The sequence below is a fragment of the Janthinobacterium leeuwenhoeki genome (assembly GCF_051380795.1).
Taxonomy (GTDB): Bacteria; Pseudomonadota; Gammaproteobacteria; order Burkholderiales; family Burkholderiaceae_D; genus Janthinobacterium.
The window spans coordinates 57,003-71,737 of sequence record NZ_JBNYXT010000020.1 but is presented as its reverse complement, the minus strand read 5'-3'; the positions used below and the strand labels follow the sequence as shown (position 1 = coordinate 71,737).

General features: G+C 64.5%; 11 protein-coding genes. 2 read left to right on the top strand and 9 right to left on the bottom strand.

The features are described 5' to 3' along the window. Positions 1 to 18: 18 nt before the first annotated feature. Both ACQ4WS_RS16355 and ACQ4WS_RS16350 read left to right on the top strand, forming a co-directional pair. A complete protein-coding gene (locus ACQ4WS_RS16355) occupies positions 19 to 2,772 on the top strand; it encodes a bifunctional diguanylate cyclase/phosphodiesterase (protein ID WP_436477919.1) in 2,754 nt (917 codons plus the stop codon). Positions 2,773 to 2,929: 157 nt separating this feature from the next. Next, positions 2,930 to 4,363 (top strand): OmpP1/FadL family transporter, encoded by a 1,434-nt coding sequence (locus ACQ4WS_RS16350; protein WP_436477917.1) that lies wholly within the window; start codon positions 2,930 to 2,932, stop codon positions 4,361 to 4,363. Between the two features lie 164 nt (positions 4,364 to 4,527). Here ACQ4WS_RS16350 and ACQ4WS_RS16345 read toward each other — a convergent pair whose 3' ends face one another. From ACQ4WS_RS16345 to wrbA, 9 genes are read right to left on the bottom strand one after another with little or no spacing between them, the layout of a single operon-like run. After that, a complete protein-coding gene (locus ACQ4WS_RS16345) occupies positions 4,528 to 5,619 on the bottom strand; it encodes a threonine aldolase family protein (RefSeq protein WP_436477915.1) in 1,092 nt (363 codons plus the stop codon). 10 nt (positions 5,620 to 5,629) lie between these two features. Beyond that, positions 5,630 to 6,304: a leucine efflux protein LeuE gene (gene leuE, locus ACQ4WS_RS16340; protein ID WP_436477913.1), complete on the bottom strand. Its 675-nt coding sequence runs from the start codon at positions 6,302 to 6,304 to the stop codon at positions 5,630 to 5,632. Between the two features lie 12 nt (positions 6,305 to 6,316). After that, the gene (locus ACQ4WS_RS16335; RefSeq protein ID WP_436477911.1) at positions 6,317 to 8,170 is read right to left on the bottom strand and encodes an ABC transporter transmembrane domain-containing protein; all 1,854 of its coding nucleotides are present in this window, start codon (positions 8,168 to 8,170) and stop codon (positions 6,317 to 6,319) included. A 39-nt stretch (positions 8,171 to 8,209) separates the two neighbouring features. After that, complete coding sequence (locus tag ACQ4WS_RS16330; protein ID WP_436477909.1) at positions 8,210 to 9,286, bottom strand: lipocalin-like domain-containing protein; 1,077 nt, start codon at positions 9,284 to 9,286, stop codon at positions 8,210 to 8,212. After that, positions 9,286 to 11,883 (bottom strand): FtsX-like permease family protein, encoded by a 2,598-nt coding sequence (locus ACQ4WS_RS16325; protein WP_436477907.1) that lies wholly within the window; start codon positions 11,881 to 11,883, stop codon positions 9,286 to 9,288. The genes ACQ4WS_RS16330 and ACQ4WS_RS16325 overlap by 1 nt, the downstream gene beginning before the upstream one ends. Beyond that, a complete protein-coding gene (locus ACQ4WS_RS16320; RefSeq protein ID WP_436477905.1) occupies positions 11,871 to 12,299 on the bottom strand; it encodes a DUF4124 domain-containing protein in 429 nt (142 codons plus the stop codon). Before ACQ4WS_RS16320 ends, ACQ4WS_RS16325 begins: the two co-directional genes overlap by 13 nt. Further along, complete coding sequence (locus ACQ4WS_RS16315; RefSeq protein ID WP_436477903.1) at positions 12,296 to 13,711, bottom strand: FAD-binding oxidoreductase; 1,416 nt, start codon at positions 13,709 to 13,711, stop codon at positions 12,296 to 12,298. The genes ACQ4WS_RS16320 and ACQ4WS_RS16315 overlap by 4 nt, the downstream gene beginning before the upstream one ends. Continuing rightward, positions 13,708 to 14,118, bottom strand: a complete 411-nt coding sequence (locus tag ACQ4WS_RS16310) for a DUF2069 domain-containing protein (RefSeq protein WP_436477949.1) — start codon at positions 14,116 to 14,118, stop codon at positions 13,708 to 13,710. Before ACQ4WS_RS16310 ends, ACQ4WS_RS16315 begins: the two co-directional genes overlap by 4 nt. After that, complete coding sequence (gene wrbA, locus ACQ4WS_RS16305) at positions 14,118 to 14,726, bottom strand: NAD(P)H:quinone oxidoreductase (protein WP_436477947.1); 609 nt, start codon at positions 14,724 to 14,726, stop codon at positions 14,118 to 14,120. Before wrbA ends, ACQ4WS_RS16310 begins: the two co-directional genes overlap by 1 nt. Between the last annotated feature and the right edge of the window lie 9 nt (positions 14,727 to 14,735).

Sequence of the window (14,735 nt, the reverse complement as noted above, 5' to 3'; positions counted from 1 at the left end):
AACGCCGCCGTGGTGGAGATGAGCAGGGCCGATTTTCTCAAGGCCAACCTGCGCCTGATCCTGGCTTGGCCCTTGCTAGGGCTGGTCCTGTGCGCCGTGCTGTGGACGGCCACCTTGCTGCAGCTGGAGGCGGAAAAGAAGGTGGCGCAGCAGCAGGCGCTCGACAGCGTGTCTTCGTTGTCGAAAGCGTATGGCCAGTATCTGCTGCGCACCCTGGAGCAGATGGACCAGCTGACCTTGCAGCTCAAGTATGAGTGGGAAAATTCGCACGGCCAGCTGCGTCTCGACCAATTGAAGACGCAGGGCATGTATGCCTTGCCGCAATTTGCCATCGTCGCCATCCTCGACCGCAAGGGCCACCTTGTGACGGCCACGGCGCCGCTGCAACGCCTGCGGGTTAACGAGCGCAGCGATTTCCTGCTGCGCCACTGGCGCAGCAATTCCAGCGCGCTGCGCATTGCGCTGGGGAGGGCCAATGCGGCCAATGCAGCCAGTGAGGCCACGGCGCCGGGTGCCGACGAAAGCCTCGTGCATTTCACGCGCCGGCTGGAAGACGAGGATGGCAATTTTGACGGCGTGCTGCTGATCTCCATCCATTCCAGCTATTTTTCCGAATTCTATAACAGCGTCAGTTTCGGCAAGTTCGGCATGTCGGCCATGGTGGGCGAAGAGGGCGAGCTGTTCAGCACGCGCCTCGGTTCGCGCGTGCTGCCGACCCCGAGCGGTGAGGGCACGCCGTTTCTCGACACCAGCTTCCTGGAAACGGACAGCGGCTCCCTGCATTCGGGCGGCCGAATAGCCTTTTCCGACAAGCAAAGCCGCTACGTGGGCTGGCAGGCGCTGAAAGCCTATCCGTTTACGGCGATGGTCGGCCTGTCGGACGGCGAAATGCTGCACCCCTACGAGGAAACGCGCACGATTTATATCGGCATCGCCTTTGCCGTCACCTTGCTGTTGCTGGCCTTTGCCGCCGTCGCCACCGTGCTGTCGCTGCGCCTGGCCTGGCGCCACCACCAGTCCGAAGGCGTGCGCAATGCCTACCGCATGGCCACCGAAGGCACCAGCGACGGCTTTTATATCATTGCCGCCCTGCGCGGCGCGGATGGCAGCATCCTTGATTTCGAGATCGTCGATTGCAACGAACCGGGCGCCGGCTACTTTGGCGTGCGACGCGAACAGTTGCTGGGCATGCGCTTGCAGTCGCGCGCCCACGAGCCATATTTCCGCGACCTGATCCATCATTACCGGGCCGCCATGGTCTCCGGTTTCTCCGAGGAAGAGATCGAGCTGCCGGAAGGTAACCCCTTCAAGCTGCGCTGGATACGCCGGCGCCTGGTGCGCAGTGGCGACCGCCTGGCCGTCACCCTGCAAGACATCAGCACGGCCAAGGAGCACGAGCGCGACTTGCGCCGACTGGCCAATGAAGATGGCTTGACGGGCTTGCCCAACCGCTATTGGCTGCAGCAATTCCTGCCCGGCGCCCTGGGCCGCGCCGCCATCGCGCGGCACATGCTGGCGCTGCTGTTCATCGACCTGGACGGCTTCAAGGATATCAACGACACGCAAGGCCACGCGGAGGGCGACAAGGTGCTGCGCGCCGCGTCCCTGCGCCTGAAGGCCGTGCTGCGCCCGGGCGACCACGTGGTGCGCCTGGGCGGCGACGAATTCGTCGTCGTGCTCGACCCGGTGGAAGACGACAGCCGCGCCGAACAGGTGGCGCAGCGCATCGCCAGCGCCTTCGATGAACCGTTTTACCTGGGTAGCGAGCGCCACAAGATGGGCGCTTCGATCGGCATCAGCCTGTATCCGCGCGACGGGGCCGAGACGGAAGTGCTGCTGAAGAACGCCGATATCGCCATGTACGCCGTGAAAGTGGCGGGCAAGGGCCATCACCGCTTCTTCCAGCCGGAATTGTTCGAAACCATCCGCAACCGCCGCGAACTCGAGCAAAGCCTGGTAACGGCGCTGGAGCAGGACCAGTTCCTCGTCGTCTACCAGCCGCGCGTCGACGCCATGAGCGGGCAGCTGTGCAGCATGGAGGCGCTGGTGCGCTGGCACCATCCGCAGCATGGCATGGTGCCGCCGCTGGAATTCATCCCCGTGGCCGAGAGCAGCGGTCTGATTTCGCAGCTGGGCGAAGTCGTCATCGAGAAGGTATGCCTGCAAATGGCACGCTGGCAGGCCAGCGGACTGGAACTGGTGCCCGTGTCCATCAACGTCTCGGCGCGCCAGTTCGGGCGTGGCGACGTGCACCAGGTACTGGCGTCGGCGCTGACGCGCCACCGCATCGATGCGCGGCTGATCGAGGTGGAAATCACGGAATCGGCCATGATGGATGAGCAGAACCGCGCCGTGGAGCAGTTGTCTGCCATCCGCGCGCTGGGCGTGCGCCTGCTGGTCGACGATTTCGGCACGGGATATTCTTCGCTGTCGCAGCTGCAGAAGTTCGCCATGGATGGCTTGAAGATCGACCGCGCCTTCACCATGGAGCTGGGCCGCTCGGAGCAGGGCGAAGTGTTCGTGCGCGCCATCTTGTCGATGGCGCATGCGCTGGGCATGAGCGTGGTGGCCGAAGGGGTGGAGACGCGCGAGCAGCTCGACATCCTGCGCGCCCTGCAATGCAACGAAGTGCAGGGTTATTTCATCTCGCGCCCCGTGCCCGCCGAACAGATGCTGGCGCTGATGCAGCAGCGCTTTCTGATACCGCTTCCAGTGCCTGTGCTGCCCCCCTACAGCCCCGTGATTGGTGAGGAAAACAACGCTGTTTCATAAAAAGAGCGAACGTTCGCTTTTTTCTAAAAAATATTATATGCTTCGCTCATGCTGTCAGTGAGGGAGTTCACGGCGGCAAAAACAGTGCAATACGGGTGAGGTTGAGCTACCCGAGACAATGTGACGAAGACACTTCATATAATAAAGAGAGACTAACTTGAAACATAAATACCTGCCCCTCCTGATCGTTGCCGCGTTCGCCGGCATCTCCTCCACCGCACAAGCATCGGGCTACCGTTTCGGCTCGCAAAGCGTGTCCGCCCAAGGCACGGCCGATGCCAGCGGCGCCGAAGCGGCCGACGCTTCGACCATTTTCTACAATCCGGCCGGCCTGTCGCGCCTGGAAGGCACGCAGTTCGTCGGCGGCGGCACCCTGGTGGTACCGCATTCGACCTACCAGGATACGGGTTCGAAGACCTTCACTGGCCGCACGCCGGGTGGCACGACCAAGGACTACGCGCCGGACGCCGTCTTCGCGCCAGCCCTGTATGCCAGCAAGAAAATCAATGATCAGTGGACCGTCGGCATGGGCATGTTCGTGCCATACGGCGCCAAGCTCGATTACGGCAATGACTGGAGCGGCCGCTATGCGATTACCAACATCAAGCTCGAAGCCATCGCCCTGAATCCTTCCGTTTCCTTCAAGGTCAATGAACACCACTCCTTTGGTTTCGGCGTCACCGCTGAGCACATGAAGGCGGAACTGGGCCAGGCCGTCGACGTGCCGGGCACAGTGAAAGCCATGCATGATAAGTCCCCTGCGGCTGCGATCGCGTTTGTGACGAGTATCGCCAGAACGCAAGGCGCGGCAGCAGCTGGCGCTGCGCAGCAAGCGCTGAACAATACCAAGGATGGCCACGCCTCGATGGATGGCGATGACTGGGGCTTCGGCTTCAACCTGGGCTATCTGTACCAGATGAATGAAGGCACGCGTTTCGGTATCGCCTACCGCTCGTCGATCTCGCACAAGCTGAAAGGCGACACGATCTGGGACTTCTCGCAAGTGTCGAACAACGCCGCCGTGAACGCCTTCATCTCCAAGGCCTCGAACAAGGTCAATTCCGGAGCGCTGGTGGAATTGCGCACGCCGGAAACCCTGTCGGTCAACGCCTTTCATCAGATGGATGATCGCTGGGCACTGATGGGCGACGTCACCTGGACCCGCACTTCGCGTTTGCAGAACCTGGACATCCAGTTCCCGCCGACGGCCGAAGGCGCCGAGCGTATCCGTCAGAACTGGAAAGACACTTACCGCGTCTCGCTGGGCACCAATTACAAGTACAGCGAGAGCCTGATGCTGCGTGCCGGTATCGCGCACGACCAGGCGCCGGTGCGCAGCGCCGAGCTGCGTCATCCAGCCCTGCCGGACAGTGACCGCATGCAGTACTCGATCGGCGCGAACTGGAAGCTGAACGCCAATTCCTCGATCGACCTGGCGTATAGCTACCTCGACTTCAAGAATGCCGACGTCAACTACACAAACGACTGCTCGCCTGTCAAGACTGGTTGCACCGGCAACGGTGAAACCACCAAGGGCATGTTCAAGACTCGCCTGCAGCTGATCGGTCTCGCTTATAACTACAAGTTCTAAGCAGGTAGTGGCGGCCAACCCGGCCGCCATGAAATGAAAAAAGCGCCTTCGGGCGCTTTTTTTTTGGGTGCATGGGGTCAGACCCTTCGGGTCTGACCCCGGCTTTTGATGGGTTTTCGGAAGTTGTCGGGTTACGCGCTGCGCGCTAACCCGACCTACCATGATCATTCCCTAGCGCGCATCGCCTGATCCAGCAGGGTCAAGGCCAGCCGCACCGTGTCGTCCGGCAGTTCCAGCAAGTTATCCCCTACATACCATTCCACCACGCTGTGCCCGGGGAGGGCTGCGTGGCTGGCGCGGCCAAACAGCCAGATGCCGTGCTCTTCGGCCACCTGGTTACGGATGGCGAGGGCCCGTTCGCGCGAGACGGGCAAGTGCAGGTGCAGCATGTTGGCCTGCGGCTGGGCGGGGTTGACGGCAATCGCCGGAAAGTCGCGCAGCAGTGCGTACAGCCATTGCGTGCGTTCGAAATAGCGCGGCATGGCGGCGATGCGCGCGTCGAACTGCATGGCGGCGGCGACCACGTAGGGCGTGCGGTGCACGATATTACCGCCCTGGCGGCGGAACCACTCGCGCGCCCGTTCGACGAACGATCGGCTGCCGGCCAGCATGGCGCCACCGAGGCCACCGATGCCCTTGTACAGCGAAACATACACGGAATCAAAGCCGTCGCAGATGGCGGGCAGGGGCTGGCCAAAACCGGCTTGCGCTTCCCACAGGCGCGCGCCATCCATGTGCAAATGAATATTGTGCTCGCGGCAGTGCCGCTTGATCTGGCTCAAGTCTTCCCAGGATGGGCACTGGCCGCCGATTTCGCGCATCGGCAGTTCGACCTGCGCGGCGCCCAGCGCATCGGGCACGGCGCGCAAATCGTCCACCGACCACGGACGGTGCGGGTCGCCGATCATCAAGCCCTTGAAGTGCTCGAGCAATGCATGGTTGCCCCGTTCGTGGCGCAAGATGTGCGAAGTGGGATGCAGGGCCACCAGGGGCGAGCCACGGTCCTGGCAGGCCAGACGCAGGGCCGTCACCTGCGTCATGGTGCCCGTGATGCAGAACACGGCAGCGTCGAAGCCGAGCAGGCTGGCTATCTTGTTCTCGAACTGTTCGATCAGCGCGCCTTCGCCATAGGTGTCGTGCGCGATGTCGTTGGCGTCGCACCAGGCGGCCATGGCGGCGAAGGTCGCCGCTGGCGTGGGCTGGCGGTGGCCCGGCAGGACGGTATGGCAGCGCTGGCGCAGCTCAAGCTCGTTCACGGTGTTTTCCTTACAGGGTGGCCGTGGCCAGTTTCGCGCCAAAGCCGATGAACATGGCGCCCACGCCGCCGCCCATGCCGGCCGACAGGCGGCGACGGCGGCGGAAGGTCTCGGCCAGGCGCGCGCCGACAAAGATAATGGCCGTCAGGTAGGTAAAACTGATCACCTGGCAGATCAGGCCCAGGCCGATGAAGGACAGCACGGGGTTCGGGAAGGCCGGATCGACAAACTGGATGAAGAAGGAAATGAAGAACAAAATCGCTTTCGGGTTCATCAGACTGATGATCAGCGCCTTGCGGAATGGATCGCTTTCCTTGGCGGGGCTTGGCGCCGCTGCCGCCTCACCATCGGCCGGCGTGGGCGCGCGCAGCTTGCGCCAGCAGCCGATCAGCATCTGCAGGCCGATCCAGCCCAGGTAGGCCGCGCCGATGTATTTCACCACGTAGAACAGGGCCGGGCTGGCTTTCAGCAGGGAGGCCACGCCGCAGGCCGACAGCACCATCAAAATCAAGTCGCCGGCGAAGATGCCGAAAGCGCCCTGGTAGGCTGGCCGCACGCCGCGCTGGGCCGCGACCGACAGCACATACATGGAATTGGGGCCGGGCAGGATGACGATGAAGATGGTGCCCAGTAAAAAGGTCCAGAAATCGGTGATGCCCAGGTTGGCGTGGAATAAGGCGTTCATGGCGAGTCGTGTTTAGTTGAGTTGTACGTGATGGAATTGCAGGGCCGCTAAATTGGCGTAAATACCGCCCAGGGCAACGAGCGAGGCATGCGTGCCCGTCTCGACGATCTTGCCGTCTTCCATGACGATGATGCGGTCGGCCCGCTGCACGGTGGCCAGGCGGTGCGCGATGATGACCGTGGTGCGGCCCACCATGGCCGCTTCCAGCGCTTTTTGCACCAGGCGTTCCGATTCCGCGTCCAGCGCGCTGGTGGCTTCATCGAGCAGCAGCAGCGGCGGGTTTTTCAGCAGGGCGCGGGCGATGGCGATGCGCTGGCGCTGGCCGCCGGACAGGCGCACGCCCCGTTCGCCGAGGAAGGATTTATAGCCATTCGGCAGGCGCTCGATGAATTCGTGGGCGGCCGCCATTTTCGCAGCGGCAATGACTTCTTCGTCGCTGGCGCCGGCGCGGCCATAGCGGATGTTTTCCATGGCGTCGGCCGAGAAGATCACAGTATCTTGCGGCACGATGCCGATGGCGTCGCGCAGGGTGTGCAGGTCGAGCTGTTTAATGTCCACGCCGTCGAGGCGGATGCTGCCGCTTTGCGGGTCATAAAAACGCAGGAACAGCTGGAACAGGGTGGTCTTGCCGGCACCCGACGGACCGACGACGGCCACCGTTTCGCCGGCGCGGATATCGAGGCTGACGTGGTCCAGCGCGTGGGTGTCGGGGCGCGACGGGTACGAGAACATGACATCGTCCAGGGACAGCGCGGCGCCAGTCGCGGCGCGCGCGGGCAGCGGCAGCGGCTTGATTGGCGATTCGATTTCCGATTTGACGGCCATCAGTTCCAGCAGGCGCTCGGTGGCGCCGGCGGCGCGCTGCGCTTCGCCCATCACTTCGGACAGGGCGCCGATGGCGCCGGCCACGATGGAGGCGTACAGGATGAACTGGCCTAAATCTCCGCCCGTCATCGCGCCTTCCAGCACGGCGCGCGCGCCCAGCCACAGCACGAACACGATGGTGCCGAAGACCAGCAGGATGGCGATCACGGTAAGCAAGGCACGGGCGCGGATGCGGCGCATGGCCGTCATGAAGGCGCCTTCGACGGAGTCGCCAAAGCGTTTCGATTCGATTTTCTCGTGCGTAAACGCTTGCACGGTGGGCATGGCGTTGAGGATTTCGCCGGCCATGGCCGAGGCGTCGGCGATGCGGTCCTGCGAATCGCGCGACAGCTTGCGCACGCGGCGGCCAAACACGATGATGGGCACGACGACGAGGATCAACAGGCCGATGATGATGCCGGCCAGCTTGGCGCTGGTGACGAACAGCATCACCAGGCCGCCCAGGAACAGCAGCACATTGCGCAGCGCCATGGAAATGCTGGTGCCGACCACGGCCTGTATCAGGGTCGTGTCGGTGGTGATGCGCGACAGGACTTCGCCCGTCTGCGTGGTTTCAAAGAAGGCGGGGCTTTGCGTGACGACGTGGCGGTACACGGCGCTGCGGATGTCGGCCGTGACGCGCTCGCCCAGCCACGACACCGTGTAAAAGCGCGCCGCCGTGGCCAGCGCCAGGACGGACGCCACGCCGAACAGGGCGAGGAACACCAGGTCGACGTGCTGGATGCTCTTGGAGCCGGCCGCGCCGCCGAAACCGAGGTCGATCATCTGCTTGAAGGCGGCAGGAATGGCCAGGGTCGAGGCGGCGGCCACCACCAGCGCGATACCGGCCAGGAAGAACTGCTTGCGGTACGGCGTCAGAAAGGGCATCAAGCCCTTGAAGGCGGCCAGGCTGCCTTTTTTCAGTTCGCGGCTGGTGCCGGTGTCGGGGGACGGTGTGGTTGCGGTGGTACTCGTGCTGCCTGTTTCTGTGCTGGTTGTCATTGTTTTTCGCTTTGATTTACTTTTTGCTTGCGGTACTGTTTATAACTTCATCGGCTGGACATAGCCCGTCATTTCCAGGTAGGCGCGGCCTACCGGCTGGCCATCGCGCTCCACCGTCACGGCGCCTTCCCAGTATACGGCGCCTGTCGAGCGGCGCGAATCGAGCTCCTGGTCAGCTTGCAGCGGCTTGATTTGCCAGCGCGTGGAGCCAGTGCGGATCTCGGTGGCGACCGGGTATTCGGCCTGCGTGCGGGGCGAGCGCCACAGTTGCGTGGGCGTGAAATCGACGTCGCCGGGCGCGAACTGCGTCATCTTACCGGACGCATCGCGCCATGTCGCGTGCGCCCATAGTTTAGCACCTGTCTTGCTGCGGATCTGGAAGGCCATCAGCGCGCCGCCATCATCGAGGTTGGCGCCTATCCAGTTCCAGCCGCTGGCGTCCGCGTCGAGCACCTGGCTGGACCACTCGTGATCGAGCCAGGTGGTGCCCGTCACGGCTTCCGGCTTGCCTCCCACGCGCGCTATCGTGCCACGGGTAGCAAGTTGCGGCTCGCTGTAGTAGTAACTGCTTTGCGCGGGCCGGGCGCCTTTGCGCGAGTAGCCGTTTTCGCCCTGTAGCAGCACGGGTTGCGTGGGCGCCAGGGTCAGTTGCAGTGAAAAATCGCGCGCGGCAAGGCTGACCCGGTAGCTGCCGTCCGCTTGCCGCTGCATGCGCCAGTCGTCGAGTTTCACGTCCGTGTCGCCCACCTTGGCGTAGGCCAGGCCGAAACCCTCGCGCGCGCTTTTCTCGTCGTGCAGCAGCTTGCCCACCTTGGGGTCGGACAGGGCCGCGTGCCCGATGATCAGCTGTTTCGGCGCGAAGGCGCTGGGGTTCATCGTGTCGGACGCCGTGGCGCTGCGAAAGAAGGTCACCTGGTAGCCCAGCTGTTCGCCGCCAGCGGTTTTTACCCAGCCCGTGGCGTACCACCATTCCGTCTTGTAAGCGGGATGGGCGCCGAAGTCGTGCGGCAGGCGCAGGGTCTGGCCGGCCGGCAGCGGCGTGACGGGGGCGAAGGCGGGTGGAGCGGCCAAGGCTGGCAAGGCCAGCGCCAATAACAATATGAAAATACTGCGCATTACCAGTCCTCCCTGACGGCGCGGATGGGGCCAGCGGACAGGGCCTGGCGGCCGGCGATGAGGGCAGTGAGAGCGGCTGCCGTCAGCAGGGCGGCGGCCACGGTGGCGATCAAGGGCCAGGGCAGGTGCAGCTGCATGGTCCAGTGGAACGATTGTGGATTGACGATGAAGACCAGCACAAAACTGATCAACAGGCCCAGGACAAAACCGGTGGCGATGCCCAGCGCCGTCAGCGCGCCGCCTTCGAGCGCCAGGATGGATAATATTTGGCCGCGCGTCACGCCCACGTGGCGCAGCATGCCGAATTCGCGCGCGCGCGCCAGGGTCTGCGCGGAAAACGTGGCGGCCACGCCGAACAGGCCGATGACGATGGCGATGGCTTCCAGCAAATAGGTGACGGCGAAGCTGCGGTCGAAAATCTGCAAGCTCAGGGCGCGGATAGCCGACGGATTCGATACTTCCAGACTGGCGCCGAAGGGCAGGCTTTTCAGCCGCTGCTGCAGCGCGTCACCGGTGGCATCCTTGGCCAGCCACAGGGCCGCATCGCTCACGTCATTGTCGCCGGTCAGGGCGCGGTAGTCGTCCAGCGGCATCTGGATGGCGCCCGACGCGCGCGCATAGTCGCGCCAGATGCCGGCGACAAAGAATTTGTGCAAGCCGCCCGCCAGTGGCAGAGCTATCTGCTGGCCAGGTTTGACGTTGTACAGGTCGGCCGCCGCTTCGGACAGCCACACGGGTTTCGCGCCATCTGGCACGGGCAGGGTATCGCCCACCAGCACCATGCTCTTGGCCGGATCGGCCAGGTCGACAGGACGTGCCAGCAGTGCCACATTCGGACGGTCGGGCGCCAGCGACAGCGAGCGCACGCGCTGGAAATCCACCCTGGCCACCTCGGGCAGGGCGGTGATGCTGGCCTGTTCACCCGGGTTCAGGCCTGCCGTCCCGCCACTGGCGGCCGTGCGCGCATACACGTCGGCCGGTAAAATCTGCAGCAGCCAGTCGTCGACGGAGACGCGGAAGCTCGACACCATGATGGCCATCGCTACCATCAGGCTAAAGCTCGACAGCACGCCACCGAGGGCGATGCCGGCCTGGCCCGAGGCGTTCGCCAGGCGGGACAGGGTCAGGCTGCGCACGGGGGCGTGCGCGCTGGTCTGCGTGCGCAGCCAGATGCGCTGCAGGAAGCGGAAGACGACGGCCGCCAGTTGCGGCATCAGGGCGATGGCGCCGATCAGCAGCAGGGCGATGGACAGATAGCCGAACAGGGGCAGTTCGAACACGGGCGGCAGCAAGGTCAGGGTGCCGGCCAGCAGCAAACAAGCCAGCGCGGGCCAGGTTTTCGCCAGGCGCGTCGTCACGACTTCCTCGCTGCCCGATTTCAGGGCGATGGCGGGGGCGGCGCGCGCCGCTTCCAGCGCGGGCGCCGCGCAGCCCAGCAAGGCCACGCCGAGGCCCAGCGCGAAGTAAACGACGGCGGCGACGGGGGTGAATTGCACCTGCGGCTGCACGCCCGCGAAATAGCCGGCGCCCATGTCGCCGCCGAAGAAGCGCAGGGCGACGGCCGCCATGGCATAGCCGCCGGCGATGCCCAGCGCGGCGCCGACCACGCCCAGGCTGGCTCCTTCCAGCAGCACCTGGCGCAGCAATTGTCCCCGCTCCATGCCCAGCACGCGCAGCAGCGCGAACTGGCCGCGGCGGCGGATGACGGACAGCGCTTGCGTGGAAAACACCAAGAAGGCGCCCGTAAACAGGGCGACGAGGGCGAGTACCGTCAGGTTGACCCGGTAGGCGCGGCTGAGGTTATTGTTGCGGCTATTCTGGTTTTCGTCATTCGGCTGGCCCACCTGGAAACGCCCCGGGTATTGCGCTTCCAGTGCGCGCGCGAGATCCGCCTGGAAGGCGTCGCGGTTGACGCCCTGGCGCAGTTTCAGATCGATGCGCGACAGCTTGCCCAGCTTGTTGAAGCGCCACTGCGCTGCGCCGATATCCATCACGGCGATGCGCTGGCCGGCGCGCGCCCGCTGCAGCGAACCGGCCACGCGCAGCGGCACCGTCACCGTACCCGATTGCAGGGCCACCTGGCCACCTTGGGTGACATCGAGCCAGCGCAAGGCAGCTGGCGACAGAAAGACGGCGTCGTCGGCCAGCGTGTCGAACGGCTGTCCATCGGCGGGCGCGCCGATCAGGTCGGGCGAGATGAAGCCAGCGCGGAAGACGTCGAGCGCCAGAATGTGCAGCGGGCCGCCGTCCTTGCCAGCACGGTCGGCCACGCCAGCTTGCAGCTCCAGCACAGGCGAAGCGACGGCCACGCCGTCGCGCTGCGCCAGCCACGGGTAGATGGCTTCGTCGAACAGCGCTTCGCGCCCGGCCACCTGCACGTCGGCCTGGCCGGACAGGCTTTTGACGGCCGTGGAAAATTCATTGAAGGCGGCCGCGTTGATCAAGTGGATGGCAAATCCCAGCGATACGCCGATGGCGATGGCGAGGATGGCGACGAGGGCGCGCACGGGATGCGCGCGCCATTCGCCCAGCAGTAGCCAGCGCGACAGCAGGCGCGTCGTCGCCGGGCTGGCCAGCGGCGCACTCAATTCAGACATTCGACGGCCAGGCGTTCGCCGGCGCGCCGCGCTTTCAGTTGCGCCGCGTCACGGTTCTTGTCGCCGGCGCCGACGGCGTCCTGTGCCGCCCATTTCTGCTCCAGGCGCAGCTGGGCGCAGTGCTTCTCGTGCATTTCCTTCTGTTTGGCGGCCCGTTCGCGCGCCTGGTCTTCCAGTTTTTCCTGCTGCTTGCGCGCCGCTTCCATCTGGCTGGCCACCCGTTCCTGGCGCGTGGCCGCGCCCTTGTCGACGGCAGGCGGGGGCGAGGGGATTTCCAGGATTTGCAGCTGGCCGCCCGCGCAGGGCGTGGCGCTGTAGCTGGTCTGGCCGTCCTGCACGCATTTGTAGACCTCCTGTGCCGTGGCGGAACTGGCCAGCAAGGCCATGGCGCAGAGCAGGATGGATGGCGACTTCACAATATCTTCCCCGGATTCATGATGTTCTGCGGGTCCAGCGCCTGTTTCACGGTGCGCATCAGCTGCAGTTCCAGCGGCGACTTGTAGCGGGCCAGGTCATCCTTCTTCAGCGCACCGATGCCGTGTTCGGCCGATATCGAGCCGCCGAAGCCGTGGACCTGATCGTGCACGATGCGGTTGATGGCGTCCTGGTTGGACAGGAAATCCGTGTCCGTCATGCCGGGCGGCGGCGCCACGTTGTAATGCAGGTTGCCGTCACCCAGGTGGCCGAAGCACACCAGCTGGCAGCCGGGGAAGGCGCTTTCCAGCGCGGTATCCGTGACGCTGATGAAATCGGCGATGCGGGAAATCGGCAGCGAGATATCGTGTTTGATGTTCTTGCCCGCCTGCGCCTGCGCCAGCGGGATATGCTCGCGCAGCTGCCACAGGCCTTCGGACTGCGCCACGGAACTGGCGACGACGGCATCCTCGATCAACGCGTCTTCCAGGGCCGCGCCTATGCTCGCTTCGAGCAATTCCACGGCGTGCGCCTCGGACTGGCTGCTGGACAGCTCCAGCAACACGTACTGGCCATGGGCTTCGGCAAATGGCCGCGGCAGCTGCGTGAACTGCTGCGCCACCAGCTGCAAACAATACTGTGACATCAATTCAAAACCCGTCAGGCTGGCGCCGCAATGGTCCTGCATCAGGCTTAATAGGCGCAGGGCGTGGCCGGGCGAGGGCATGGCGGCCAGCGCCGTGATGCAGGCTTTCGGCTGCGGATACAGTTTCATGACCGCACCCGTGATCACGCCCAAAGTACCTTCGGCGCCGATGTACAGGTCGCGCAAATCGTAGCCGGTATTGTCCTTGCGCAGGCCGCGCAAGCCGCCCCAGATTTCGCCTTGCGGCGTGACCACTTCCAGGCCCAGGCACAGTTCGCGTGTATTGCCGTAGCGCAGCACGGCCGTGCCGCCCGCGTTCGTCGCCAGGTTCCCCCCGATGGTGCAACTGCCTTCGGCCGCCAGCGACAATGGGAACAGACAGCCGGCGGCGCTGGCCGCTTCCTGGATGGTTTGCAAAATGCAGCCCGCGTCCACCGTGATGGTGCGGTTGACGGGATCGAGCGCGCGTATGCTGTTCAGGCGCGCCAGCGACAGCACGATGGCCGTGCCGGCGGCATCCGGTATGCTGCCCAGCACCAGGCCCGTGTTGCCGCCTTGGGGCACGACGGGAACTTGCCATTGCGCGCAGGCGCGCAGCACGCCAGCGACCTGTTCTACCGTGGCGGGGCGCAGCACGGCCAGGGCCTTGCCCGTAAACCGGTCGCGCCAGTCGGTGAGGAAGGGCGCCATGTCGGCATCCAGGGTGAGGACGTAGGTGTCGCCCAGCAGGTCGCGGCAGGCGGAGAGGAAGTCGGTTCGGTCAGTCATTTCTTGATGCTCACTTTATTCACTTTTTCCAGCAGTTCCCTGGCCATGCGCTTGGCCGCCTTTTTATACGGGCGCAGATACAGCACGGCGCAGAAAAAATAGATGCAGACGATGGCCGCTTCGCCCCAGGCCATCAGGGCCGAGGTGGCGTTCGTGTCGCTGTAGCCGCGTACCACGCCTTCCGTGAAATACAGCAGGATCACCATCGACGACCATTGCAGGGTGTAGACGTCGCGCTTGATGACGCCGTACAGGGGAATGAGCAGGGGCGCGGCCTTCAGCACGACCCAGGAGCCGCCCGGCTGCAGCGGCGCGATGACGGTTTCCCACAGCAGGCACCAGACGATCAGGGTGACGAGGCTGGCGATGGCGCCCCAGTGAAAATACTTGTGCAGTGCGCCGTGCATCATGCGTCTGCCAGTTTCGCGGCGTTTTCCGCCAGGCGCCGGCCCAGGGCGATGGCCAGGCGCTTTTCATCGTCGCTGAGCGCCTTGTCGCCGTCGATGCCCGACCAGTGCGTGGCGCCGTACGGCGAGCCGCCGGTGGACGTCGTCATCAGTTCCGCATGCGTGTAGGGCAAGCCCATGACGAGCATGCCGTGGTGGAAGAGGGGGATCATCATCGACAGCAGGGTCGATTCCTGGCCGCCGTGCAGGCTGCCTGTGGACGTGAACACGCAGGCGGGCTTGCCGGACAGGCTGCCGGCCAGCCAGTCGCTGGCCGTGCCATCCCAGAAGTACTTCATGGCCGCGGCCATGTTGCCAAAGCGCGTGGGCGAACCCAGGGCCAGGCCCGCGCATTCCTGCAAGTCTTCCAGTTCCACGTAGGGCGCGCCATCAGGCGGCACCTCGGGCGCCGTCGCTTCGGTCACCGTCGAGACGGCGGGCACGGTGCGCAGCCGCGCATCGCAGCCAGGCACGCTTTCCACTCCCTGGGCTATCAGCTCGGCCAACTGGCGCGTGGCGCCATGGCGTGAATAAAACAATACGAGAATAATCAGATTGGTTGGCTTCATCATTGGTAT